The organism is Polynucleobacter cosmopolitanus (genome assembly GCF_002224225.1).
In the GTDB taxonomy this organism is placed as follows: Bacteria; Pseudomonadota; Gammaproteobacteria; order Burkholderiales; family Burkholderiaceae; genus Polynucleobacter; species Polynucleobacter cosmopolitanus.
Genome location: NZ_NJGG01000001.1, coordinates 1017244 through 1039472 on the forward strand (window position 1 = coordinate 1017244; position 22229 = coordinate 1039472).

General features: G+C 44.6%; 27 protein-coding genes and 1 tRNA gene. 13 read left to right on the top strand and 15 right to left on the bottom strand.

Annotation, left to right across the window (positions count from 1 at the left end):
- Positions 1 to 3 precede the first annotated feature (3 nt).
- Positions 4 to 540, top strand: coding sequence for a hypothetical protein (locus tag AOC33_RS05300; protein WP_089515498.1), 537 nt, complete (start codon positions 4 to 6; stop codon positions 538 to 540).
- A 40-nt stretch (positions 541 to 580) separates the two neighbouring features.
- On the opposite strand, the gene AOC33_RS05305 is transcribed toward AOC33_RS05300, so the two are convergent.
- The 3 genes from AOC33_RS05305 to AOC33_RS05315 form a co-directional block, all read right to left on the bottom strand.
- The gene (locus AOC33_RS05305; RefSeq protein WP_089515499.1) at positions 581 to 961 is read right to left on the bottom strand and encodes a hypothetical protein; all 381 of its coding nucleotides are present in this window, start codon (positions 959 to 961) and stop codon (positions 581 to 583) included.
- Positions 958 to 2226, bottom strand: coding sequence for an MFS transporter (locus AOC33_RS05310; protein ID WP_089515500.1), 1269 nt, complete (start codon positions 2224 to 2226; stop codon positions 958 to 960). The genes AOC33_RS05305 and AOC33_RS05310 overlap by 4 nt, the downstream gene beginning before the upstream one ends.
- 69 nt (positions 2227 to 2295) lie before the next feature.
- Positions 2296 to 2931, bottom strand: a complete 636-nt coding sequence (locus AOC33_RS05315; RefSeq protein WP_089515501.1) for an LON peptidase substrate-binding domain-containing protein — start codon at positions 2929 to 2931, stop codon at positions 2296 to 2298.
- Positions 2932 to 2994: 63 nt separating this feature from the next.
- Between AOC33_RS05315 and AOC33_RS05320 the strand changes: the two genes are divergently transcribed.
- A complete protein-coding gene (locus AOC33_RS05320; protein ID WP_089515502.1) occupies positions 2995 to 3204 on the top strand; it encodes a DUF3820 family protein in 210 nt (69 codons plus the stop codon).
- A gap of 289 nt (positions 3205 to 3493) precedes the next feature.
- Entirely contained in the window at positions 3494 to 3712 is a 219-nt protein-coding gene (locus AOC33_RS05325) for a hypothetical protein (RefSeq protein WP_089515503.1), read from the top strand.
- A gap of 18 nt (positions 3713 to 3730) precedes the next feature.
- Here AOC33_RS05325 and AOC33_RS05330 read toward each other — a convergent pair whose 3' ends face one another.
- Together AOC33_RS05330 and AOC33_RS05335 are read right to left on the bottom strand one after the other, a co-directional pair.
- Positions 3731 to 4219 carry a low molecular weight protein-tyrosine-phosphatase gene (locus AOC33_RS05330; protein ID WP_089515504.1) on the bottom strand — a complete coding sequence of 163 codons (489 nt, stop codon included), beginning with the start codon at positions 4217 to 4219 and terminating at the stop codon, positions 3731 to 3733.
- Positions 4220 to 4828, bottom strand: a complete 609-nt coding sequence (locus AOC33_RS05335; RefSeq protein ID WP_089515505.1) for an MOSC domain-containing protein — start codon at positions 4826 to 4828, stop codon at positions 4220 to 4222.
- 38 nt (positions 4829 to 4866) lie between these two features.
- On the opposite strand from AOC33_RS05335, the gene AOC33_RS05340 reads away from it, so the two are divergent.
- Together AOC33_RS05340 and AOC33_RS05345 are read left to right on the top strand one after the other, a co-directional pair.
- On the top strand, positions 4867 to 5634 hold the full coding sequence (locus AOC33_RS05340) for a hydroxypyruvate isomerase family protein (RefSeq protein WP_089515506.1): 768 nt from the start codon (positions 4867 to 4869) through the stop codon (positions 5632 to 5634).
- Between the two features lie 106 nt (positions 5635 to 5740).
- Positions 5741 to 6511: a 2OG-Fe dioxygenase family protein gene (locus AOC33_RS05345; protein WP_425439820.1), complete on the top strand. Its 771-nt coding sequence runs from the start codon at positions 5741 to 5743 to the stop codon at positions 6509 to 6511.
- Between the two features lie 16 nt (positions 6512 to 6527).
- Here the strand turns inward: AOC33_RS05345 and AOC33_RS05350 are convergent, their stop codons facing one another.
- Both AOC33_RS05350 and AOC33_RS05355 read right to left on the bottom strand, forming a co-directional pair.
- Entirely contained in the window at positions 6528 to 7124 is a 597-nt protein-coding gene (locus tag AOC33_RS05350; RefSeq protein WP_089515508.1) for a histidine phosphatase family protein, read from the bottom strand.
- 5 nt (positions 7125 to 7129) lie between these two features.
- Positions 7130 to 9703, bottom strand: a complete 2574-nt coding sequence (locus AOC33_RS05355; RefSeq protein ID WP_089515509.1) for a penicillin acylase family protein — start codon at positions 9701 to 9703, stop codon at positions 7130 to 7132.
- A gap of 130 nt (positions 9704 to 9833) precedes the next feature.
- On the opposite strand from AOC33_RS05355, the gene AOC33_RS05360 reads away from it, so the two are divergent.
- The 4 genes from AOC33_RS05360 (at position 9834) to AOC33_RS05375 (ending at position 13832) form a co-directional block, all read left to right on the top strand.
- A complete protein-coding gene (locus tag AOC33_RS05360; protein ID WP_089515510.1) occupies positions 9834 to 10967 on the top strand; it encodes a TRAP transporter substrate-binding protein in 1134 nt (377 codons plus the stop codon).
- 103 nt (positions 10968 to 11070) lie between these two features.
- On the top strand, positions 11071 to 11658 hold the full coding sequence (locus tag AOC33_RS05365) for a TRAP transporter small permease subunit (protein WP_089515511.1): 588 nt from the start codon (positions 11071 to 11073) through the stop codon (positions 11656 to 11658).
- A 2-nt stretch (positions 11659 to 11660) separates the two neighbouring features.
- Positions 11661 to 13580, top strand: coding sequence for a TRAP transporter large permease (locus tag AOC33_RS05370; protein WP_089515512.1), 1920 nt, complete (start codon positions 11661 to 11663; stop codon positions 13578 to 13580).
- Positions 13581 to 13744: 164 nt separating this feature from the next.
- Positions 13745 to 13832, top strand: a tRNA-Leu gene (locus AOC33_RS05375).
- Between the two features lie 114 nt (positions 13833 to 13946).
- Here the strand turns inward: AOC33_RS05375 and AOC33_RS05380 are convergent.
- The 3 genes from AOC33_RS05380 to AOC33_RS05390 are packed head-to-tail and all read right to left on the bottom strand — an operon-like array spanning position 13947 to position 14757.
- Positions 13947 to 14150: a hypothetical protein gene (locus AOC33_RS05380; protein WP_089515513.1), complete on the bottom strand. Its 204-nt coding sequence runs from the start codon at positions 14148 to 14150 to the stop codon at positions 13947 to 13949.
- Positions 14151 to 14188: 38 nt separating this feature from the next.
- A complete protein-coding gene (locus AOC33_RS05385; protein WP_089515514.1) occupies positions 14189 to 14542 on the bottom strand; it encodes a hypothetical protein in 354 nt (117 codons plus the stop codon).
- Positions 14539 to 14757, bottom strand: a complete 219-nt coding sequence (locus tag AOC33_RS05390; protein WP_089515515.1) for a hypothetical protein — start codon at positions 14755 to 14757, stop codon at positions 14539 to 14541. Before AOC33_RS05390 ends, AOC33_RS05385 begins: the two co-directional genes overlap by 4 nt.
- A gap of 254 nt (positions 14758 to 15011) precedes the next feature.
- On the opposite strand from AOC33_RS05390, the gene AOC33_RS05395 reads away from it, so the two are divergent.
- The 4 genes from AOC33_RS05395 to AOC33_RS05410 all read left to right on the top strand — a co-directional run bounded on the left by AOC33_RS05395 (position 15012) and on the right by AOC33_RS05410 (position 17920).
- Positions 15012 to 16679, top strand: a complete 1668-nt coding sequence (locus AOC33_RS05395) for an MFS transporter (RefSeq protein ID WP_089515516.1) — start codon at positions 15012 to 15014, stop codon at positions 16677 to 16679.
- A gap of 199 nt (positions 16680 to 16878) precedes the next feature.
- The gene (locus tag AOC33_RS05400; RefSeq protein ID WP_089515517.1) at positions 16879 to 17487 is read left to right on the top strand and encodes a phospholipase D family nuclease; all 609 of its coding nucleotides are present in this window, start codon (positions 16879 to 16881) and stop codon (positions 17485 to 17487) included.
- Between the two features lie 18 nt (positions 17488 to 17505).
- Positions 17506 to 17637 carry a DUF2256 domain-containing protein gene (locus AOC33_RS05405; protein WP_425439821.1) on the top strand — a complete coding sequence of 44 codons (132 nt, stop codon included), beginning with the start codon at positions 17506 to 17508 and terminating at the stop codon, positions 17635 to 17637.
- Positions 17638 to 17659: 22 nt separating this feature from the next.
- Positions 17660 to 17920, top strand: coding sequence for a TIGR03643 family protein (locus AOC33_RS05410; protein WP_089515519.1), 261 nt, complete (start codon positions 17660 to 17662; stop codon positions 17918 to 17920).
- A gap of 28 nt (positions 17921 to 17948) precedes the next feature.
- Here the strand turns inward: AOC33_RS05410 and AOC33_RS05415 are convergent, their stop codons facing one another.
- The 5 genes from AOC33_RS05415 to AOC33_RS05435 are packed head-to-tail and all read right to left on the bottom strand — an operon-like array spanning position 17949 to position 22070.
- Entirely contained in the window at positions 17949 to 18365 is a 417-nt protein-coding gene (locus tag AOC33_RS05415; RefSeq protein WP_089515520.1) for an ExbD/TolR family protein, read from the bottom strand.
- Between the two features lie 2 nt (positions 18366 to 18367).
- A complete protein-coding gene (locus AOC33_RS05420) occupies positions 18368 to 19081 on the bottom strand; it encodes a MotA/TolQ/ExbB proton channel family protein (RefSeq protein WP_089515521.1) in 714 nt (237 codons plus the stop codon).
- A 4-nt stretch (positions 19082 to 19085) separates the two neighbouring features.
- Positions 19086 to 19700 (bottom strand): energy transducer TonB, encoded by a 615-nt coding sequence (locus tag AOC33_RS05425; RefSeq protein WP_089515522.1) that lies wholly within the window; start codon positions 19698 to 19700, stop codon positions 19086 to 19088.
- A gap of 17 nt (positions 19701 to 19717) precedes the next feature.
- Positions 19718 to 20521 carry a glutamate racemase gene (gene murI, locus AOC33_RS05430; protein ID WP_089515523.1) on the bottom strand — a complete coding sequence of 268 codons (804 nt, stop codon included), beginning with the start codon at positions 20519 to 20521 and terminating at the stop codon, positions 19718 to 19720.
- A gap of 28 nt (positions 20522 to 20549) precedes the next feature.
- The gene (locus AOC33_RS05435) at positions 20550 to 22070 is read right to left on the bottom strand and encodes a fumarate hydratase (protein WP_089515524.1); all 1521 of its coding nucleotides are present in this window, start codon (positions 22068 to 22070) and stop codon (positions 20550 to 20552) included.
- Positions 22071 to 22229: the final 159 nt, after the last annotated feature.

The window sequence follows — 22229 nt, forward strand, 5'->3', positions numbered from 1 at the left end:
ATCATGAAATTCTCTCTAGGCCACATTGCTACTTTATGTAAATACACCGGCATCAGTTTTATTGCTGGGGCTGTGACTCACGGCGCATTCAGTGAACAACGATCAATGATCACAGCTGCAATTGGTGTGGCCATTTATTTGATTGCTGGTGTTTTAGAGAAAATATCAAATCCTCAAACAAGTAATACATGGACCAATTTATTGGCCATTGGCGTGATTGCATCTGTGGGTTTGGGATTTTTCACGGGCGGTCTTCAGCATTTCCCGGATTCTCCAGACAGAAGCTTATGGGTTGTGCCCGTTGGATTCTTAATGAGTTTGATCGCAGTGTATTGGATGGAGGGAAGACCTCATGCCAAGATCAAAGGGGTTCTTATTTATGGCGGCATCAGTGTCATCATCGTCACAATCGCATCGATCTATGCAGCCAATTACTTCAAAGCTCACCTATCTGCCGGCGGACATGCTCATGGTGCAGCTGAAATGTCTTCAGAAAAAGATAACAGCAAAGGGCACGATCATTCAACTCACAAGCATTGATGCAACATCAGTATTTGTATCAATACCTTTGCTTCATGAGTCAAAGAGTCTGAGTAATTAACTCAGGCTTGACCACCCGAATTCTTTCATCAACGTAATAGCCACCATATTCGGTGTAACGCAAATAAACGGTTGAACATTCTGGGCATTGGTGAATCGTGCAGCGATTGTATGGATGGAAGTTCACCGCAATCGGTGCATTCTCTGACCAAATGGTGGTGCCATTAGGGTGGTACTCATCCCAATTTTCTTCTGCATCAGGATGCTTGAGTGTGCCAACTGTCTTCAAGCCATCGCGATCAAAGGTGCTCAGAATTGTTTCCCAGCAAGAGAAATCATGAGAGGCGCAATGTGAGCACTGCTGATTGTGTTGTTGTGAGGCCAGCGCCAATAATTCTTGATCATTTAAAACAGGGATCATTGGATTTCATTTCTTAACGAGTGCAATGCATAAATGGCTGGGATTGCATAAATAAAGCAATAGGCAGCTGGGCCCCAAGACCAGGCATTGATTTCAAGGAGCCAAGCTGTGACCATCGGCGCTGTGCCAGCAAAGATGGCAACCGCCAAGCTGTAGCCAATCGCAAAAACGGAGCAACGTTGTTCAGGTTTGACCAAGCGACTGATCAAAATACCTTGAGCACCAAATAGCATCATCACTGGGGCCACGATCAAAGATTGACCAATCGCTAGACCTACCACGCCACCCAATTGAGAAGCCAATATGGCAGGAATACACAAAATAGCACCGGCCCATGTGGCATACCAAGTGATCTTGATTCTGCCCATCTTATCGGCCAGCCAGCCACCCAAAACCACCAAGGGAATGCCCACAAATTGAATCACAGTGGCCACAGTGTTGGCTGATTGCATCGAGCCACCATGTTTGGCGGCGTAATCAACAAAATAAACAAACTGAACATAAAAGAGCACATTAGAAAAAGAAATCAGCGCTGCAATTTGAACCAATACCCGCCACCCATGCGCAACTTCTTTTAAGCGAAGAGTAATCAAAGCAAATAATTCTTTAAAGCTGAGCTTGTGTTCAATGGCGGTCTCAAGGGTCTCAGGCATATGAGCTCTTAGCTTCCAGCCAGCAATCGCTACCAAGGCACCTAAAAGAAAAGGTAGGCGCCAAGCCCAATCATTCACAGCATTTTCGCCAAAGACAAAAGCAGTGAGAGCTGCTATCAAAGAGCCTAAGAAAAATCCAAGCAATGCTCCTGCGTGCGCAATGCCAGACATCAAACCTTCTTTACCTTGTGGTGAGGCTTCAGCGGCGTACACCATGCTACCCCTGTATTCACCACCAATCGAAAACCCTTGGGTCATGCGCAGGAAGAGCAGTGCATACGCTGCGATGGCACCCACTTGAGCGTAGCTTGGAAGCAAGGCGACCATGAAACTGGCCACTCCCATGATCATGATGCTCCAGATCATCATTTTTCTTCTACCGAGCAAGTCACCCACTGGACCCAAAATCAAACTACCAATCGGTCTTGCTAAATAACCAATGGCAAAAATGCCAAAAGAAGCTATTGTTTGAAGCGTGGGATCACTGGCGGGGAAGAATACTTTCCCAAGAGCTGTTGCGAAATACCCATAAATGGCAAAGTCAAACCACTCCAACATGTTGCCAGTAGCACCGGCAATAGCAGCGGAATAACGTTTAGGAATCATGGCCATAATTACCCATCAATGTAAGTGATATCTTTATTCTATTTGATGGATGATGAATCTAGAAAAAACAAAGAACTAAGACTGACTTTGTCCAGTCATCTCTTCGATCAATTCTTTGACTAAATCAAGGCGAATTTGAGCATTATCAATACTCAATAAGTGATGCTTTTGTGCAGGTGTCAAAGGTAGGATTTCGCACCAGCGGTTGGCGACCCAGCCGCATTGCTCTAAATCATAGGGTTGGCTAAAAGGCATCTGATCTTCTCGCACGCCTTTTTTCTGCAATGATGCAATGATGGCGCCGAGATTATCTGCTAGCTTATGGTGTTCAGCTTGGATTGGATAATTGCCATCCTCAGATAAAAATTCAACATCGCCCATCCATAAACCATTTTTTTCTCGCTGGCTTTGGTGTACTTTAAAGCGTCTTGTGCCACGGCATTTAATAAAGAATAAAGAAGGTTGTGGTGTATCAAAATAAGTGATGTCTACCAAAGTGCCCGTTGGAAAGAACACAGCAGGTTTATCGATAGGTTCAGCCACTTCTTTACCTTCATCCAAAGTCACAATGCCAAAAGTAGTCGAGTTCGCAATACAGTCTTTGATCATGTCCAAGTAGCGCACTTCAAAGATCTTCAAATCTAGTGCGCCAGAGGGGTAAAGCGTCTGGCCAAGAGGGAACAAAGGAATGGTGGTGAGTTTGGTTAACATGAATCCATTGTATTCAAGACTGAAATAAATTGCTGATGGCCATCCTGTTTTAATATCTTGGCCATGACTCCCGAATCTTTAGAAAAATTGATCAGCATGAAAATGCCCTTTGGTAAGCATGCTGGACAATTGCTTTGTGATTTACCGGCCAATTATTTGTCATGGTTTGCTCGCGAGGGATTCCCGCGAGGGGAGATAGGGGAGTTGTTGCACTTGATGCACGAGATTGATCACAACAACTTGCGGCACCTGCTCACTCATTTAAAAAAGTAATTTTTTTCCATAGTAAGAATTCTCGTTGAATAAATCAGCGATTTCTTACTTAACTCTTCCTGCGGATTCGGATCAACTTGATTCATCATGATTTCTTTAAGGAGAAAACGTGATGGAAATGATCATCAGGAACATTGTCAGAAAAGCACCGCCCAAGAGAAACAAAAAAACCTCGACCAGAAGGGGCCCCAGTGTTTTGTCTAAAAGTATCAAGCTGATAAAAAGTGCGAGCTATGGCCTGGGTAAGTTAGCAACCTTGGTTTTCATTGGCAGACTATAAGGTCATGTCATGAGCCAGGCGATGTGCGAGTTATTGGTTGATAAATTGATTAATTCTGATGAGTTAGGCGAAATCACAGAAACGATTCAGGTGGGTGTTGAATCAGGACAAGGTATTTGGCAATTGTTGATGGACAACCCAATTGTCTTTGGAATGTTAGTGGGAGGTGGCGTTGCCACCTACATCAGGAAATGGTTCTTTAAACGCTACAGAGAGGTATCTCGATGATTGATGACTTTTATTTTCTTATAAAGAATGTGAAAGTCTTTGTCTCACATGATCAAGTAGACCATCGCAAGCATCCTCGACCAAATCAAGCACTTCCTCAAACCCTTCACTGCCTTTGTAATAGGGGTCTGGGACCACGCTGGCCTGATTAACTTTACAAAACTCTGTCAAGCGTCGGATCTTATATTTTTTATTCTCAGGACAGCGCTGTTCTGTCAGTGCATAGTTTTCCCAATCCATCACCAGCAATAAATCATAGTGATCAAAATCTCGATCATCGAGTTGTCTGGCTGCTAGATCTGATAAATCATAGCCACGCTTGAGCGCATGTCTTTGAGATCGAGCATCTGGCGCTTCGCCGACATGGTAAGCATGCGTTCCAGCAGAGTCGACTGTCACTTGATGGGATAGACCAGATTCATCAATGTATTGACGAAACACGCCATGGGCTGTTGGGCTTCTGCAAATATTGCCCATGCACACAAAGAGAATATTCATAGAGCTCATTTAAAACAAATCCTTTTGCGACTCTTTGCGCAATAAAAAATGATTTTGTTCTTTGATGCTCATTTCTCTGCGACCAGGTGTGACGATGATGGCGTCACCAGCTTTGATGTTGCCACCTTTGTGAACTTTGAGATACCAACCTGAGCGAGTGGATTGAATCATCGCTTTGGATGCACCTTTGTAGCCCATGCGCGCATTGAATTTAAAGCAGGGCTCTCTTAATTTGACAACCTCTAGCTCAACATCACCAATCTGCCAGTTATCACCCACCCAAACAGCATCTTCAAAAAATCCTTCAACGCTCAGATTTTCTCCAACAAAGCCAAAGCCAATTGGGCTGGTTCTTTTGGCTTCTCTGTTGAGCAATTCATTCCAGAAAGGGTAATGCTCGCTTGGGTACGCGTAGATTGCCTTTTCAAGCCCGCCATGCACGCTGAAGTCAGCTTGTTCATCGCCATCCAAGCCAACGGTTCTGACTTTGATGCTGATTGGATTATCCAAAGAGCTGACGATCTCTTTTTTAATGCCTGAATTCACCATGCGATGATCGGGATGGTCAATGCCAAATAAGGGTGCAATCTTGCCTGTGGAAATTGAAATGATGCGCATGCCATAATTAAATCACTGAATTGATAATTAGGTCATTTATGCCTCGTTTTGCCGCCAATCTCTCTTTGCTCTATGCGCACCTGCCTTTTTTGGAGCGCATCAAGGCTGCAAAAGATGATGGCTTTGAAGCCATTGAGTGCCAATTTCCATATCAAGAGAATTCTGGTGCGGCCTTACAGGAAATAGCAGGGTCAATGGTGCAGCATGGATTACCGATGGTGCTGCATAACTTGCGTGGGGGTGATTGGTCCAGAGGTGATCGAGGCTTGGCTTGTCATCCAGCCAGGGTAGATGAATTTAGGAGTGGTATTGCTGATGCTATTGCCCATGCCCAACATTTGGGCGTGAAACAATTAAATTGTTTGGCTGGCATCTTGCCTGAGGGTCTTAGTCGCAATCAAGCCCAAAAAACATTTGTTGAAAACTTAACTTATGCAGCAGAAGAGTTAAAAAAATCAAACATCAAATTATTGATTGAACCCATCAACACATTCGATATGCCAGGATTTTTCTTATCCAGCAGTCAACACGCTTTAGAAACCATCATGGCAGTTCAATCTAATAATCTATACCTTCAATACGATGCCTATCATGCCCATCGCATGGGTGAGGATATTTTGGACATTGAAGAGCTGATGCCTTTTATTGAGCACATTCAGATTGCAGATCATCCAGGTCGCCATGAGCCTGGCACGGGAGAAATTGATTACCCTGAATTTTTCATGTTACTTGATGATTTGGGTTACGAAGGTTGGGTTGGCTGCGAATACAAAGAACTGCATCAAGCTAATTTTCTAAAAGCTTGATGGTGCTGTTTCATTCGGAGAAATAAGGCTTTGCCCACAAGTGGGGCATTCAGGAGATAATGAATATCCAAGAATTTATTGAGCCATTACTTAGCCACTCCTATCAATTTCTGACATGCTATTAGATCCACCACAAACATCGCTGGCTTCTGTGCCAACTGCTATTCAAGATAATGGCTATGTCGCTTTATCCCCTGAGCAATTTTTTGAGCTGTCTCAACACAAGCTGAACGAATGGCAAGATCTATCGGGTACTTGGAAAAATTTACCCGCTGATGCCTATTTGAAAGATGGTGGTCGTTACCGTCAAAGAAGGCATGCCAGTTTTGTGATTAAAAATAATTCAGTAACATTGGCCCCTCACCGTGCCCATTGGCAACCAGTTTCTTATAACGCTTTACATGGCGGCATTGATCGATGGTTTGAGCCTTGTGAAGAAACTTTTGCAAACTCAGTGGCACTCAAAGATTTTTTATTGAACTTGGCTCTTCAGTTTGATCAAACCCAGAAGAGTGTTGATTCAGCCAAACCTTGGTTTGTGGAGGTTCATCAATTCAGAATTGATACGACCGATGGCATTGGTCGACCAACACCTGAGGGTGCTCATCGTGATGGTGTTGAATACGTGGCAGTTTTGATGCTTGAGCGTCACGGTATCAAAGGTGGAGAAACGAGGGTATTTGAATCAAATGGACCGCAGGGTCAGCGCTTCACTTTGCAAAAACCTTTTAGCTTGTTATTACTTGACGATGCTCGCGTGGTTCATGAAACCACACCCATACAGCCGATGGATCCTAAAGCTTCAGAGCAAGGATGGCGAGATACTTTGGTGGTCACCTATAGACGTGGTGGCTTTCAGGACAGTCCCAGCACTTAATACTGAGAAGCTCTCCTCAGGGGTGAGGGTGGTTGATCAGTTGATGGGACATGTACTGACCAGATGCGTTGACTTTCACCAAGACCATGCTGCCTGAGCTCACAGATTGGCCTGCAAAAGCCTGAATGTTCACCTGATGAGTGACCATGATCACTGGTTTGCGCGGGGATACTTTTAAGAGTTGTGCAATCTTGATTTGAGTTAATCGAGTTTGTTCTTGGCGATTTCCGCGATTTTCAAAAAATGAGCCAAGGCTTGGTTCAACTGTCACGGAGCCTTTATTCAATAGAGTTGCAGTGTCTTTGCAGCGACACCAAGGGCTGCTAAAAACTTGAGCGTTTTCGATACCTTGACTGTTCAACCATTGCCCAATCATCTTTGCTTGGTTTTTACCAGTGGCGCCCAAATTTCTTTGAGTACTGCAATCATTCAAGTTGTATCCATCAGGATCACTGTAGCCCGGCGCATCGGCATGGCGCATCATCAAAACATAAGAACCAGTTTCTAGATCTTCTTTCAAGCCTGCATGAGTGAACTGACTGGCCGACAAGAGAAAGCAGCTGAGTAATAAACGACTTAGTCGAATTTGCCAACTTTGCGAAATACTTTTCATAGAAATCACTTTCTTTTAATTTCTTTTGCTTCTTTTTCTAAGCGTTTTTTGTTTTGAGCGGCAATACTTAAGTCAGGTTTTAAAACAGAGGTGTGAACAATTTTGTTCGGGTTCATGGTCAAGGGTACATATTCTTGCTTAGCCCAAGCGTTTGCATAACTGGAGTAATGACGACTATTCACCCAGCCTGATTGACCTGTTTGGTAAATAAATTGAGACTGATCTAAATTGGATAAGTCATAGATCACTCGCATGCTGGCCCCTTTGTTCACGGTGAAGGGATTGGTGGCGTTGCCTAAGTCCATGAAACCCAAATTCACTGTGAAGGCATCGCCAGGAGTCGGGCGCGTGATCTCAAATTTATTTTTCAATAAAGACACTTTGCTGAATGGGCGATGTTCTGAAACAGCCACGTGCACCTCGCCCCACTTCCAAGATTGAGGTGATCCACTCATGCGCTTGCTCAGATCTTCTAAAGCCAAAGTGAAGGCCTCATCGATGATATTTTCGCAAGTTTCAACTTCTGGAGTGCTCGGCTTGTCACACCAAAATGCTGCCTGATCATTGCCTGCTTGGTGCATCTTCATGATGTGATGAATGCCTGAGCGGAAATCTCTTTTGCCATACTCAATCGCAAAGCTTTTGCCCAGTTTGTCAGCAAACATCAAGCGGGTTAACTGATGAGCCCATGCGTTATAAATGGTGGCACCTGAACTATCAACACTCATCTTGCCATCAAAGTTTGCGATGATGGTTTTTGCATCATTGGCATATTTATGTGTTGAATTGGCGGTTTGTAACAACGGAATTAAATCCACTGCTGATAATGAAAGAGCATCAGCTTGGATTGCTTTCATGCTGGCCACATCATGTTGGTCGGTGGCACTGATCAATTGTTCAATGCGTTGATAACGATAGGGCATGTGCCAATCTGTGGTCAAAGGATGTGGATCATTGGCAGTGTGCACGCGTTGATTCGCTGTGGCGATGAATGAGCTTGATGGATTGGTTTCTTTGGGTAATTCATCTTTACCAAAATACGGACCCCAGTCATATTGCGCATCCCAGCCAAGGGCTGGTGCTGTTCCAAACAAACCTTTACCTTTGGTTCTTTTGGGAGCGACGCCAGCAGCACGGTAAGCAATCTGACCATCCTTATCAGCCATCACCACGTTTTGCATAGGAGCATGATAATTTTTCAGCGCGCTCTTGAACTCTTCCAAGTTTTGCGCTTCATTCATTTGAAAACCTGCCTTTAAAGTTTGATTAGCAACTTCTAGCGCAGTCCAACGCAGTGAAATAGCAAATTTATCTGTATTGATCAAATCTTGCGCACGTTGATAAGCATCAGAAATAACAGGACCATGCCTGGTTTCTCGTGTCAAAAATTTGAAAGGCTCTTGACCTTTGATGGCAATCGTTTCTTCGCGAAGAACAAAATTTTCATAACCCTGCGATGTTTTATATCGGCCAGGATTATTTGAATCCAAGGCCTCGATATATAAATCTTGAACATCAGGATCTGTATTGGTGAAACTCCATGCCAGGTGTGTGTTGTGACCTAAAACCACACCGGGTATGCCTGGCAAAGTAGCTCCGATGACATTCAGCTTTGGTGCTTGAATATGAGCAAAGTACCAAATGGCTGGCGTGGTTAAACCCAAATGAGGATCATTGGCCAATAAGGGTTTACCGCTGATAGTTTTATTGCCTGCGACTGCCCAATTATTGGATCCAATGCCTTCTGAACCACCTGGTAGAAAGTTTAAAAATTCTTTTGCTTTTGGGGCTGTTGCTAGGCCTTGCTCAATACCTTTGGATGAAGAATTGGTCTTTGCTGCTGGTTTTTCTTTGAACAAGCCCAAATCGCGATACATCTTGGCGAAATCAACCGAAGTTGCGGGTGCTTCACCTGGGTAGGGCGGTAAGACCTGCCATATTTGTTCGGTACTCAAAGTAGCTGACATTTCTAAGCGCAAAAACTCCTTGTGCCAATTGCCGCCAAGATCCAAAGCCATCATCAAAGACCAGGCCACGGAATCAGCAGGCCCCCAATTACTAGGCTTGACTCCCAGGATCATGAATTCAGGTGGAAGTGCCCAGCCTAAACGAGCAAAACCCTCGTTGACACCTTCGACGTAAGCTTGAATATGACGCTTGTATTCAATGGGGTAATTTTCATATTGCTTTTCAGCTGCGCGACGTATTCCTAAGGTGCGCATGAACTTATCAATCGCCACCGTATCTTTGCCAAGGATTTCAGATAATTTTCCAGACGCTAAGCGACGGTTGAATTCCATCTGCCAAGGTCTCTCAGTGGCATGAAGAAAGCCCAGGGTGTGCCATGCATCCTCTTGGCTTGCCGCCAAGACATGGGGAAGGGCATGTTCATCAAATTTGATGGTAACTGGCGCGCTGATGCCGGGGGTGATTAGCTCTGCATCTAACTGATCTTTGGTGGATAGAAAGTACACCACCAAGGCGCTGAGGGCTGAAATCAATAAAAGTACCAAAATTAGCAGTAGGCGGCGCCAAAAAACTCTTCGGCGGGGTCTTTGATTTGAAGCTCCAAGATACATATTAGGTAAAACCCCTAGCAAAAATAACGTTTATATAGGTGCGTATTTTTTCACAGAGTGCTAAATTAATCTCAACTTGTGAAATATATTCTCAAGCTTGGTAGATCTGTTCATAAAAGAGGAGACATAAATGTCAGAAAAGAAAGTTCAATCACGTCGTAAATTCATTGCCACGTCAACAGCTGCTGCTGCTGGCGCAGGTACGCTTGGCTTCCCGATGATTGCAAAAGCGCAAACTGTTAACTTGCGCTTCCAGTCAACTTGGCCAACAAAAGATATTTTCCATGAGTACGCACAAGATTTCTGCGACAAGGTCAACAAAATGTCTTCAGGTCGTTTGAAGATTGATCTTTTGCCAGCAGGTTCAGTTGTTCCAGCTTTTGGTCTTTTAGATGCGGTTAGCAAAGGTACATTGGACGGTGGTCACGGTGTGGTTGCTTACTGGTACGGTAAGAGCCCAGCTCTAGCATTATGGGGATCAGGCCCAGCTTTTGGTATGGATGCCAACATGGTGCTTGCATGGCACGAATACGGCGGTGGTAAGGCGATGTTGGAAAGCATCTACAAATCATTGAACATTGACGTTGTGTCATACCTCTATGGCCCAATGCCAACACAGCCACTCGGCTGGTTCAAGAAGCCAGTTGCCAAGGTTGCAGACATGAAGGGTCTAAAGTACCGTACAGTGGGTCTTTCAATTGACATCTTCAAAGACATGGAAGTTTCAGTGAACGCTTTGCCAGGTGCTGAGATTGTTCCTGCGATGGACCGTGGTCTATTGGACGCTGCTGAATTCAACAACGCATCTTCTGACCGTCTATTGGGCTTCCCAGACGTATCTAAAGTTTGTATGTTGCAGTCATTCCACCAAGCTTCAGAGCAGTTTGAAATTCTTTTCAACAAAAAGAAACTAGACTCTATGCCTGCAGAATTGCGTGCCATGATCAACGTAGCGGTTCAAGCTTCTTCAGCAGAAATGAGCTGGAAAGCCATCGACCGTTACTCTAAAGACTACATTGAAATGCAACAGAAGCAAGGTGTTAAGTTCTACAAGACGCCTGACCCAATCTTGCGTGCTCAGTTAGCTTCTTGGGACAAGATCATTGCTGCTAAATCAACAGAAAATGCTGATTTCAAACGTGTTCTTGAATCTATGCGTACATTTGCTCAGCGCGCTTGCCGCTGGCAGAACGATACCAACGTGGATTACAAGATGGCTTACAACCACTACTTTGGACCTAAGAAGGCTCCAGCTAAGTCTTAATCCGTAGTTTTGTTGTAACTCAAACACCCACTCAGTTATACTGCGTGGGTGTTTGTAGTTTTGTGATTATGTATTTTTACTATAAGAATAATACGAGAGACTTATGCAAAAAATCCTTTTAGCGGTGGATAAAATTTCTACCAAAGCTGGACAGTTCTCAGCTATTTCAGTGGTTCTATTAACTGTTTTGATTTGTTGGGAAGTTTTCAACCGGTATGCTTTTAATAACCCGCATGACTGGGTATTTGACTTCACCTACATGCTCTACGGCATTATGTTCATGATGGCAGGTGCTTATACCTTGTCTAAAAATGGACATGTGAGAGGCGATGTTCTCTATGGTTTTTTCCAACCAAGAACACAGGCTCTATTCGACCTAATTCTTTACTTTGTATTCTTCATTCCAGGCATCATCGCCTTGGTCTACGCTGGTATTAATTTTGCAGCAGAGTCTGTCGCAATCAACGAGCACACGACACAAACTGCCAATGGCCCTCCCATCTGGCCATTCAAAATGATCATTCCAATTGCTGGTGGCTTATTGCTGCTACAAGGTTTTGCTGAGATTGTGCGCTGTATTGTTTGTCTTCAAACAGGCGAATGGCCTAAGCGTGAGCATGACGTCGAAGAAGTGGACGTTGATAAATTAAAAGCCATGGTAAGCCATGAAGATGAAAAGAAGGGTGCTTAATCATGCGTAAGGAACTTTATTTCGGTTTTAGCATCATGGCCGCGATTGTTGTCGGCACATTGATTGCGATGCCATCATTCTCAGAAATGAGCAATGGTCACTTAGGATTATTGATGCTCAGTTTGGTGGTGGTTGCCATCATGTTGGGTTTTCCAACCGCCTTTACCTTGATGGGTATGGGCATGATCTTCGCCTTGTTTGCTTTTTTAAGTCAGGGTGAGGGAACCACTCAAGCAGTTGATCGAACTTTGGCACTCATGGTGCAAAGAGCGTTCTCGGTGATGACCAATGATGTCTTGATCTCAATTCCACTATTTGTGTTCATGGGTTATTTGGTTGAGCGTGCTAACTTGATTGAAAAGCTTTTCAAAAGCTTGCATCTGGCCTTGGCAAGAGTTCCTGGTGCCTTAGCTGTTGCGACTTTGGTTACTTGCGCTATTTTCGCTACTGCAACCGGTATCGTGGGTGCCGTCGTGACTTTGATGGGCTTGTTGGCTTTGCCGTCGATGTTAAAGGCCGGCTACAGCGTCAAACTTTCAGCGGGCGCCATCACTGCTGGTGGTTGCTTGGGTATTTTGATTCCACCATCTGTGATGTTGATTGTGTATGGTGCGACTGCAGGTGTGTCAGTGGTCAAGTTATATGCCGGCGCATTCTTCCCAGGCATCATGTTGGCAACTTTGTACATTGGTTATGTGATCATCGTCGCCAAAATCAAGCCTGAGCTTGCGCCACCAATGGCTGATGTCGATCGCTTGGTAAAGCTAACACCTCCCTCAGAAATTTTGGCCAAGTACAGTCAACGTGCTCTGCCTGGATTGTTATCAGTGATGAAAGGCCGTGCTGCAAGCAATATGAGCATGAAAGAGTTGTTCAAGCAATTCATGATCATCATCGGCCCATTGATTTTCTTTGTGGTTGTCATGTCATCCATGTACGGTGTCGCGACCAAGCCAGTTGAAGTCTCTGTAGTTACAGAGATGGTCAGTGATGGCGGCATGATGAGCTTGGAGTCTGCAGAAGACTCGCCACAGGCTCAAGCAGATGGTGTTGCTTTGCCTCCAGGTGCTGAAGATGATGCTAAGCCAGTAAAACCAGCTGCTGCAAGTATGGCTTCAACTGGTGTGTCAGAAATTCCAACAACTGATGGAGCTGCTGCAGAGCGCGCGCCTGTACCACTTTGGTATTGGATCACCCTTGGCATTGGTTTGTTGATAGGTGCCCTGTTTTATTACTTCCTGACCATGCACCGTTTAGAGATCTTTAAGATGTTGTTGGGGTCTTTCTTCCCGCTAGCAGCTCTGATCTTGGTTGTGTTGGGTGCGATTGTGTTTGGTTTGGCAACGCCAACTGAAGCTGCTGCATTGGGCTCCTTCGGTGGCTTTGCTTTGGCTTGGGCCTACAAACAGCTCAACATGGATGTTGTTAAAGAGTCTGTCTTCTTGACAGCTAAAACAAGCGCCATGGTTTGCTGGCTATTCGTGGGTTCATCTATCTTCTCAGCAGCATTTGCCTTGCTGGGTGGCCAAGAGTTGATTGAAAAGTGGGTTTTGGGTCTCGGATTGAGCAAGATTGAGTTCTTGATTCTTTCACAGGTCATCATCTTCTTGTTGGGTTGGCCACTAGAGTGGACAGAGATTATCGTGATTTTCATGCCGATCTTTATTCCTTTGTTGGTGCACTTCCAAGTTGACCCATTGTTCTTTGGTCTATTGGTTGCCTTGAACTTGCAAACAGCATTCTTGTCACCACCTGTAGCAATGGCGGCCTTCTACCTCAAAGGTGTGGCCCCGCCGCATGTGACACTCAACCAGATCTTCGCAGGCATGATGCCATTCATGGCGATCCAAGTCCTAGCCTTGATCTTGTTATACATGTTCCCTGCAATTGGTATGTGGTTACCAAGCGTGTTGTACAGTTAAAAAGCAGGTTCACTCAGTTAATAAACCCCGCTTTTGCGGGGTTTATTTTTAATGTATGTAAAATGCTGACTCTGCACCAAAATTAATCTATTTTGTTGCAGGGCTAGAAGTGAATCAGTGGTTAAAAATACAACTATTTACGTCTAAAATATTGAAGTAAGTTTGCCCGAGTGACGAAATAGGTAGACGTAAGGGATTTAAAATCCCTCGGCTTAAACAGCCGTGCCGGTTCGATTCCGGCCTCGGGCACCACTCATTGAGTCATGACTAAGTGATTCAAGTAAAAACAAAAAGCCCCTGATAGTTTATCTATCAGGGGCTTTGTCTTTGTTACTGCCAATTAATTCAGCTGATTAATCTGGCTGATCACTTCTTTGCTGGTTCAGTTGCTGGTGCTGCAGGAGCGGCGGGCGCAGTTGGCGTGGCAGCTGGCTTTTTGTCTTCAACGTGAACTGCATCAGCGCCATGCTTTTCACCACCCATGTCGATGTCGCCATCACCGGTTACCAATAAATACCCAGTTGCTGCTACCAAAATTAAAACCATGATTGCGATTGCGCGATTACTCATTTTTTACTCCCTTATTGAACATTTGATATAAATAAAAATTATTCAATGCCTCTGTAATTGGCATAAATATTTGAAACAGCAGAAAAGCCCAAGCAAACTAATCCGCAAGCTAAAACATAATCAACGCTTAGATTGAGTGCGGTGTTGAGTGCGGGCACCATCACCACCAAAGCCATCGCTGCAACCAGGCCTACAAGTACATACAGGTATTGCGCCACAAAAAGTCCCAAGGTGATGGCCACAATCACCAAAATTAAATTGGTTGCTAGGTCATCAATCAATCGAAAGATATCTTGGATTTCTTGGTTATTGCTTGTTTGCGAAACGATGAACATCATCACAATGCTCGATAAGACAAGTAGGTTGGGAAGAATCTTTTTAATAAAAATCATGCTTCACCGCTAAAAATAAAAAGTAACTGGAAACAAACAAACAGTAAAAATCCTGTTGTTAAAGAAACTGCAGCGAGTTTCTTTAAATAAGTTGGAAGACTGTCATTGCTATCAACCTGAGCAGTCTTTAAAAAAATCTGGTCAAAGCGCTTCCAGACTAATACTCCAGCCGCTACGGGTAAAAGTATGGCGAGGATGCCTAAGAAGATAATCATGATCTGCACTTTAAATGATTGATTAACGTTGGATTTTACTCTGAAGCGCTTACGCCAAAATTATTGTTTTTTTGACAACAAAACGCTCACAATATTTTGAAGAGATTTGCTTGAAACCCTATTCCCGAGAAGAAAAAGTGGTTATTTTGTAGGTATTTTCCCTGATTATTTCGGTTTTGTAAGAAAAGTCGACCTATTGGAAAAACATAATCGCGCCTGCAGTTACATTTTAATAATTTTATGAGGGAATCATCATGGCAACTACAAAAGCCGCACCGATGACAGCTGAAGAGCGCAAGGTTATTTTTGCTTCTTCACTTGGCACGGTGTTTGAATGGTATGACTTTTATCTATATGGCTCATTGGCAGCCATTATTGCTAAGCAGTTCTTCTCTGGCCTAGATGCCGGTTCTGCTTTCATTTTCGCCTTGTTAGCGTTTGCGGCCGGTTTCATCGTACGTCCGTTTGGCGCTTTGGTGTTTGGTCGCTTAGGTGACTTGATTGGTCGTAAATACACCTTCCTCGTTACCATCTTGTTGATGGGTGGCGCGACTTTCATCGTAGGTATCTTGCCGACGTATGAAACGATTGGTGTAGCTGCTCCAGTGATCCTAATCATCTTGCGTATGTTGCAAGGTTTGGCTCTTGGTGGCGAATACGGTGGTGCTGCAACTTATGTTGCTGAGCACGCTCCTCACGGCCGTCGTGGTGCTTACACAGCTTGGATTCAAACAACAGCAACATTGGGTCTTTTCTTATCTTTGCTAGTGATTTTGTTCACACGTGAATTCACAGGTCCTAATTTTGAAGTTTGGGGCTGGCGTATTCCATTCCTTCTTTCAATCTTGTTATTGGCGGTTTCTGTTTATATTCGTTTGTCTATGAACGAATCTCCAGCTTTCAAGAAGATGAAAGAAGAGAACAAGCTTTCAAAAGCTCCTTTGACAGAATCATTTGGTGAGTGGAAAAACTTAAAGATCGTTATCTTGGCCCTTTTTGGTCTAGTAGCGGGTCAAGCAGTTGTTTGGTACACAGGCCAGTTCTACGCTTTGTTCTATTTGACACAAGTGTTGAAAGTTGATCCTAAGACAGCTAACTTGATGATTGCCGCTTCATTGGTGATTGGTACACCGTTCTTCATCGTATTTGGTGCACTATCAGACAGAATCGGTAGAAAAATGATCATCATGGCTGGTTTGTTATTGGCGATCATTACTTACATTCCAAATACACCAGTGTCAATCTTCAATGCAATGACACACTTTGCTAACCCAGCTTTGGAAAAGGCGATGAAAGAGGCTCCAGCAACTATCACAGTTGATGAAGCTGAATGTTCTTTCCAGTTCAATCCAACAGGTACAGCTAAGTTCACAAGCTCATGCGATATCGCTAAGCAAGTGATGGCATCTAACTCAGCCAGCTATTCAACAATCCCAGGACCAGCAGGTACTGTGGCCACTGTGAAAATTGGTGAAACAGTGATTGAAGGTTATTCATCTAAAGGTCTTCCAGCTGATGAAGCTAAAGCCAAAGATGCTGCCTTTAAGAAAGCTGTTCGCGATGGTTTGAATGCAGCCGGTTACCCAGCTAAAGCAAACCCTGCGGAAGTTAATATTCCTGCAGTTCTAGCATTGTTAGTAGTCTTGGTGATTTATGTAACGATGGTTTATGGTCCTATCGCAGCAATGCTTGTTGAGATGTTCCCAACACGTATTCGTTACACATCAATGTCATTGCCATACCATATCGGTAACGGTTGGTTCGGTGGCTTGATGCCAACGATTGCATTCGCCTTGGTTGCTCAAAACGGTAATATTTATTACGGTTTATGGTACCCAATCGCTATCGCAGCAATGACTTTCGTGATCGGTATGTTATTTGTCCGTGAAACTAAAGACATTGATATTTATGCGAATGACTAATTAATCATTAGTTTGAACCATTAAAAACCCAGCTCTCTGAGCTGGGTTTTTTTATGGGTCGTCGCATCCTCTTAAATCTGTGCAAAATGCACGCTGAAAACTTTCCTTCTAAAATCCCATTTATTACTAATTTAGCGTTTTACTTTTAAAACCCGTATTTGCAATTTTTTTGATTTTTCCTTCATTTCTGGTGCTTTTGATGACAACTGTAAAAACAAGGTGGCCTTTTCGAGGTATTGGCAGTAAAACAAGTCAAAGAGCCGCGATTTTTATCTGCTTGAGCCTTTTGGCGACTGTGTCATGGTGGCAGAGCGTGCAGGCTGAACCTCAGCCTGCAGAAATCTTGGCCATTTATTTCACGCCACCTGCTGGGGCAGCCTCAGGCTTGATCAAGCAAATCGATGGTGCTAAACAATCAATCAAAGTCATGGCGTATGGCTTCACGGCCACAAACCTTGCAGAGGCCCTTGTGAGGGCTAAACGCAGAGGGGTTGATGTTGGGCTTATCCAAGATGAAAAAAGCGCCCAAAACAACCGTGAGACCTTGCCAATCTTGTTAGCCGCTGGCATTGACGTGCGCAGTGATGGCAAACATGCGATACAGCACAATAAAGTGATGCTGATCGATGATGACATCGTTATCACTGGCAGTTATAACTTCACCAATTCGGCGGAAAAGCGCAACGCTGAGAACATCATGATCGTGCGCTCAAGTTACGCGGCCAAAAGATATGCTGACAATTGGAAGGCTCACTGGGACCACTCAGAAAAAGTCACTGACTTGCCTCCTCAAAAACTAAAGCGCTAATTCAGACTTCTTATGAAAATGCGCCAAAAAGCCGATTTGCCAAGCAAGGTGTGCGTGACCTGCGGTCGACCTTTTACTTGGCGAAAAAAGTGGGAAAAGGTTTGGGAAGAAGTGAAATATTGCTCAGATCGCTGCCGAGCAAAGAAGTGATTCTATTAATACAATCACTGACATGAAGAAACCTATCATTGCACCAGCGGATGTCTCACGCATCATTGAAATGGCTTGGGAGGATCGCACGCCATTCGATGCCATCATGCAAACCTACGGTTTGAATGAATCTCGGGTGATTGATTTGATGCGCCAAGAAATGAAGCCCAGTTCATTTCGGATGTGGCGTAAACGTGTCACAGGACGGGGTACCAAGCACGCTGCCTTGCGAAGCGGGGATGTAAAACGCGCTTACTGCCCAACTCAGTACAAGCCTAAATAAACGTTTGAATCAAACTTCAAATCAAAATTTAATTAGGCTCTGTCACAAATCCTATTTTTGTTAATCCTGAACGTTTGGCCGTTGATAAAACCTGCGCCACAGATTCATAACGAACATTTTTGTCGGCTTTGAGTTGCACTTCAGGTTGTGGCGACTTCTTCGCCGCTGTTTGAGCGTAAATCGACAAAGTATTCATATCGATGGGAGAGCTGTTCCAAAATACTTGGCCGTTGGCAGCAATGCTGAGATTGATTGATTCAGGTTTAACGTCATTGCGTTGGCTGCTGGCTTGCGGCAAGTCCACTTTGACGGCGTGCTGCATCACTGGAATCGTTATCATGAAAACAATCAATAACACCAACATCACATCCACCAAAGGTGTCATATTGATTTCAGCCATTGGTGGGCTGTCATCATCTCCGATGGGTTCGTTACCAAAGGCCATGATCAATCCTGAGTGCTGATGCGAGTGTTGCCAGAGCCACCGACTGTGGCACCAGTGATGAAATAGGCATACAAGTCATTACCAAAGCGATTGAGTTCAGCAATCAGAACTTTATTGATGCGACTAATAGCGTTGTAGCCCAAAACGGCTGGAATCGCCACTGCCAAGCCCAAGGCTGTCATGATCAAGGCCTCGCCAATTGGGCCAGCGACTTGGTCAATCGTGGCCGTGCCTGAGGTGCCAATACCCACCAAGGCATGGTAAATGCCCCAGACGGTGCCAAACAGGCCAATGAAGGGGGCTGTGGCACCTGTTGAAGCCAAGAACGTCAAACCTTGTTGTAGACCGCCCACTGATTTATCGATGCTGATTTTCAAGCAACGTGTGAGCCAATCAGAGGCATTGATGGTTTGATTGAGTTCGCTGCGTGTGCCTGATTGTTGATTGTGATGTTGCATGGCCTCTTGAGCGCTGTTAGCAAGTTCGCCATAAGGATTTTGATCTGTGCTCATTTGACTGAGAGCCACATCAAAGGATGGGGCGTGCCAAAAACATTCCACTTCTTTGGCCATTTTTTTAACTTTATAAAGCGCCAAGACTTTGGTCAAAATGATGACCCAAGTAACAATCGACATCACCAACAAAATGATGGCAACGGTTCTGGTGACGGCATCGCCTTGTGCCCACATATTGGCAAGGCCAAAAGTTTGATTCATTCAATTACTCCAAACGGAAAATATAAGGTTGTATGGCCGTTACTTTAATCGCTTTACCAAATTCTATAAAGGGTTTACATCTAACGCGCATACCAGCATCAAGTGCAGCTTGATCTAAGCGATGAATGCCACTGCTTTGAGCAAGGGCTACTTTTTCAACAGCGCCAGATTCATTGATGAATAAACGCACCAATGTTTTACCCTCTTCACCCATGCGTCTCGATAGGTTTGGGTAAAAGGGTTCTGGTACGCTGCATTGAGCTTGGCTGATGGAGATTGTTTTGGGGTCACCAGTGCTGCCGCCACCTAAGCTAGAGGCTGGCAGTGAGGATTCTTGGTTTGGTGCTGTGAAGCTGCCCGCAGTTGTGGTGATAGGGGTGGGAGTTGCTTCCACTTTCTTTTTTTCAACTGGCTTGACTGGTGTTGGTCGAGACACCGTTGATTTTTCTTTTTGAGGATTTGCATCCAATAAATTAGCAACAACTGTATCGCCCATGTTTGAGGCAGACTTGGTTCGATTCATCCCTGACTGAAATCCAATGATCAGCAATAAATGCATGAACACCACAAATGCAGCGATCTTATTTGCAAGAATCCAAGTTCTTAGGCTTTGCATCATGATCTATGAGGTGAGCGTTAAGAAATAAAGACTGTGGATGTTTGGACGCTGTGTTGTTCAAACGCGGCAGGAATCAGTTGCTTGGCTTGGGCTGATAAAGCTTCAGCATCCAATGTGGAATACAAATGAATGATTCTTGGTGGGACTGATTGCAATAAATGATGTTCTTCTAATTTGCGACACAGTTGCTTAACAACAGCTTCGCTCGTATCGATGATTTCAACTTCAGGGCCAAGTATTTTTTTAATCAATGGTGCTAAAAAAGGATAGTGGGTACAACCCAAAACCAAGGTATCAATTTGAGCTGATTGCATCGGTGCTAAATGTTCACGCAACAAAGCTTCTGTTTCTGCTGTATCCAATGCGCCTGATTCAATCAATGGCACCAGACCTAAACCTGCTTGAGTGATCAATTGGCAATCATGATCAAGACCTTCTAAAAGCGCTTTGAACTTATCACTTTTTAAAGTGTTCTGAGTCGCTAAAACACCAATCTTATGATTTTGACTTTTCTTAACCGCTGGCTTGACGCCGGGCTCAATGCCAATGATCGGTATCGCAGGCATTTCGTGTCGGATATTCGCAATGGCTTCAGCCGTGGCTGTATTGCAAGCGATGATCAGTGCTTGGCATCCTTCGCGCACTAACCAGTGACACAAGTCCAAGCTCCTGGCTGCAACCCATTCACTCGATTTTTCACCATAAGGTGCATTGGCTGAGTCAGCCAAGTAAATGTAATGATGCGAGGGCGCTTGGCGCAGAGCTTCACTCAGGACGGTAAGGCCACCGATACCTGAATCAAAAACTCCAATCGTTGCCAAGCTTGCTCGCTATCCTTAAAGAGTCGACTTAAGCTTGGGCGACTGGAATTTTTCCAATCTTCGCTTGCCACTCTTTAGGGCCTGTGTTGTGCACAGAAGTACCGGTTGAATCAACCGCCACAGTCACAGGCATGTCTTGGATTGTGAATTCGTAAATGGCTTCCATGCCTAAATCAGCAAAACCCACCACTTTCGATTCTTTGATTGCCTTTGACACCAAGTAAGCAGCGCCACCAACAGCCATTAAATAAGCAGACTTATGTTTCTTGATCGCTTCAATCGCTACTGGGCCGCGTTCTGCTTTACCTACCATTGAGATCAAGCCAGTTTCAGCCAGCATCATCTCGGTGAACTTGTCCATGCGTGTGGCAGTCGTCGGACCAGCAGGACCAACCACTTCATTGCGCACTGGATCGACCGGACCCACGTAATAGATCACCCGATTCTTGAAGTCGACTGGGAGTTTCTCACCTTTGGCCAACATGTCGGCAATGCGCTTGTGAGCAGCATCGCGACCTGTCAACATCTTGCCGTTTAACAAGAGAGTTTGACCTGGTTTCCAGCTAGCCACTTCCTCTGGTGTGAGTGTGTCTAGATTCACGCGGGTTGATTTTTCTGTGTTTGGTGTCCAAGCAACATCTGGCCACTCTGAAATTGATGGAGGCGTTAATACAGCTGGACCATCACCGTGCAAATGGAAGTGCACGTGGCGTGTGGCTGCACAGTTAGGAATCATCGCCACTGGTAATGAGGCTGCATGGGTTGGGTAATCCATGATCTTCACATCCAACACTGTGGTTAAGCCACCCAAGCCTTGAGCGCCGATACCAAGAGCATTGACCTTGTCCATGATCTCTAAACGTAATTCTTCAATACGGGTTTTTGGACCGCGAGCAATCAGCTCATGAATATCCACTGGAGCCATCAAAGATTCTTTGGCTAAAAGCATGGCCTTTTCTGGTGTGCCACCAATGCCGATACCTAGAATGCCAGGAGGGCACCAGCCAGCGCCCATGGTGGGCACAGTTTTAACCACCCAATCAACGATTGAGTCAGATGGGTTCAACATGACCATCTTGCTCTTGTTTTCTGAGCCACCACCTTTGGCTGCGCAAATCACCTCAACGCCATCACCTTCAACGATTTCATAATGAATCACGGCTGGGGTGTTGTCTTTAGAGTTGGTGCGCTTACCTGCTGGATCCAATAGGACTGATGCTCGTAATTTGTTATCTGGGTGGTTGTATGCGCGACGCACACCTTCATTGACCATTTCAGAAACGCTCATCTTGGCATCCCATTTCACATTCATGCCAACCTTCAAAAATACCACTGCGATACCGGTGTCTTGGCACATAGGGCGCTTACCTTCAGCACACATACGGCTATTGGTCAAAATTTGGGCAATCGCATCCTTGGCGGCCGGACTTTCCTCGCGCTCATAGGCTTTACCTAGAGCAGTGATGTAATCCAAAGGGTGGTAGTAAGAAATGTACTGAAAACCATCAGCAATGCTCTGAATAAAGTCGTCTTGGCGAATTGCACTCATAATTTTGTTTATAAAGGTTTGAAAGATATCTATTTTACCTAGGGAAAGTTGCCATTTACAGATATCGTTTATGTGTTTATTTTAAGTGTTCGAGAAAATAAGGCTGCTATCCCTGTGGCTCTTAGGGGTAACCCTGATGACAGTTGAACTTTATTGAAA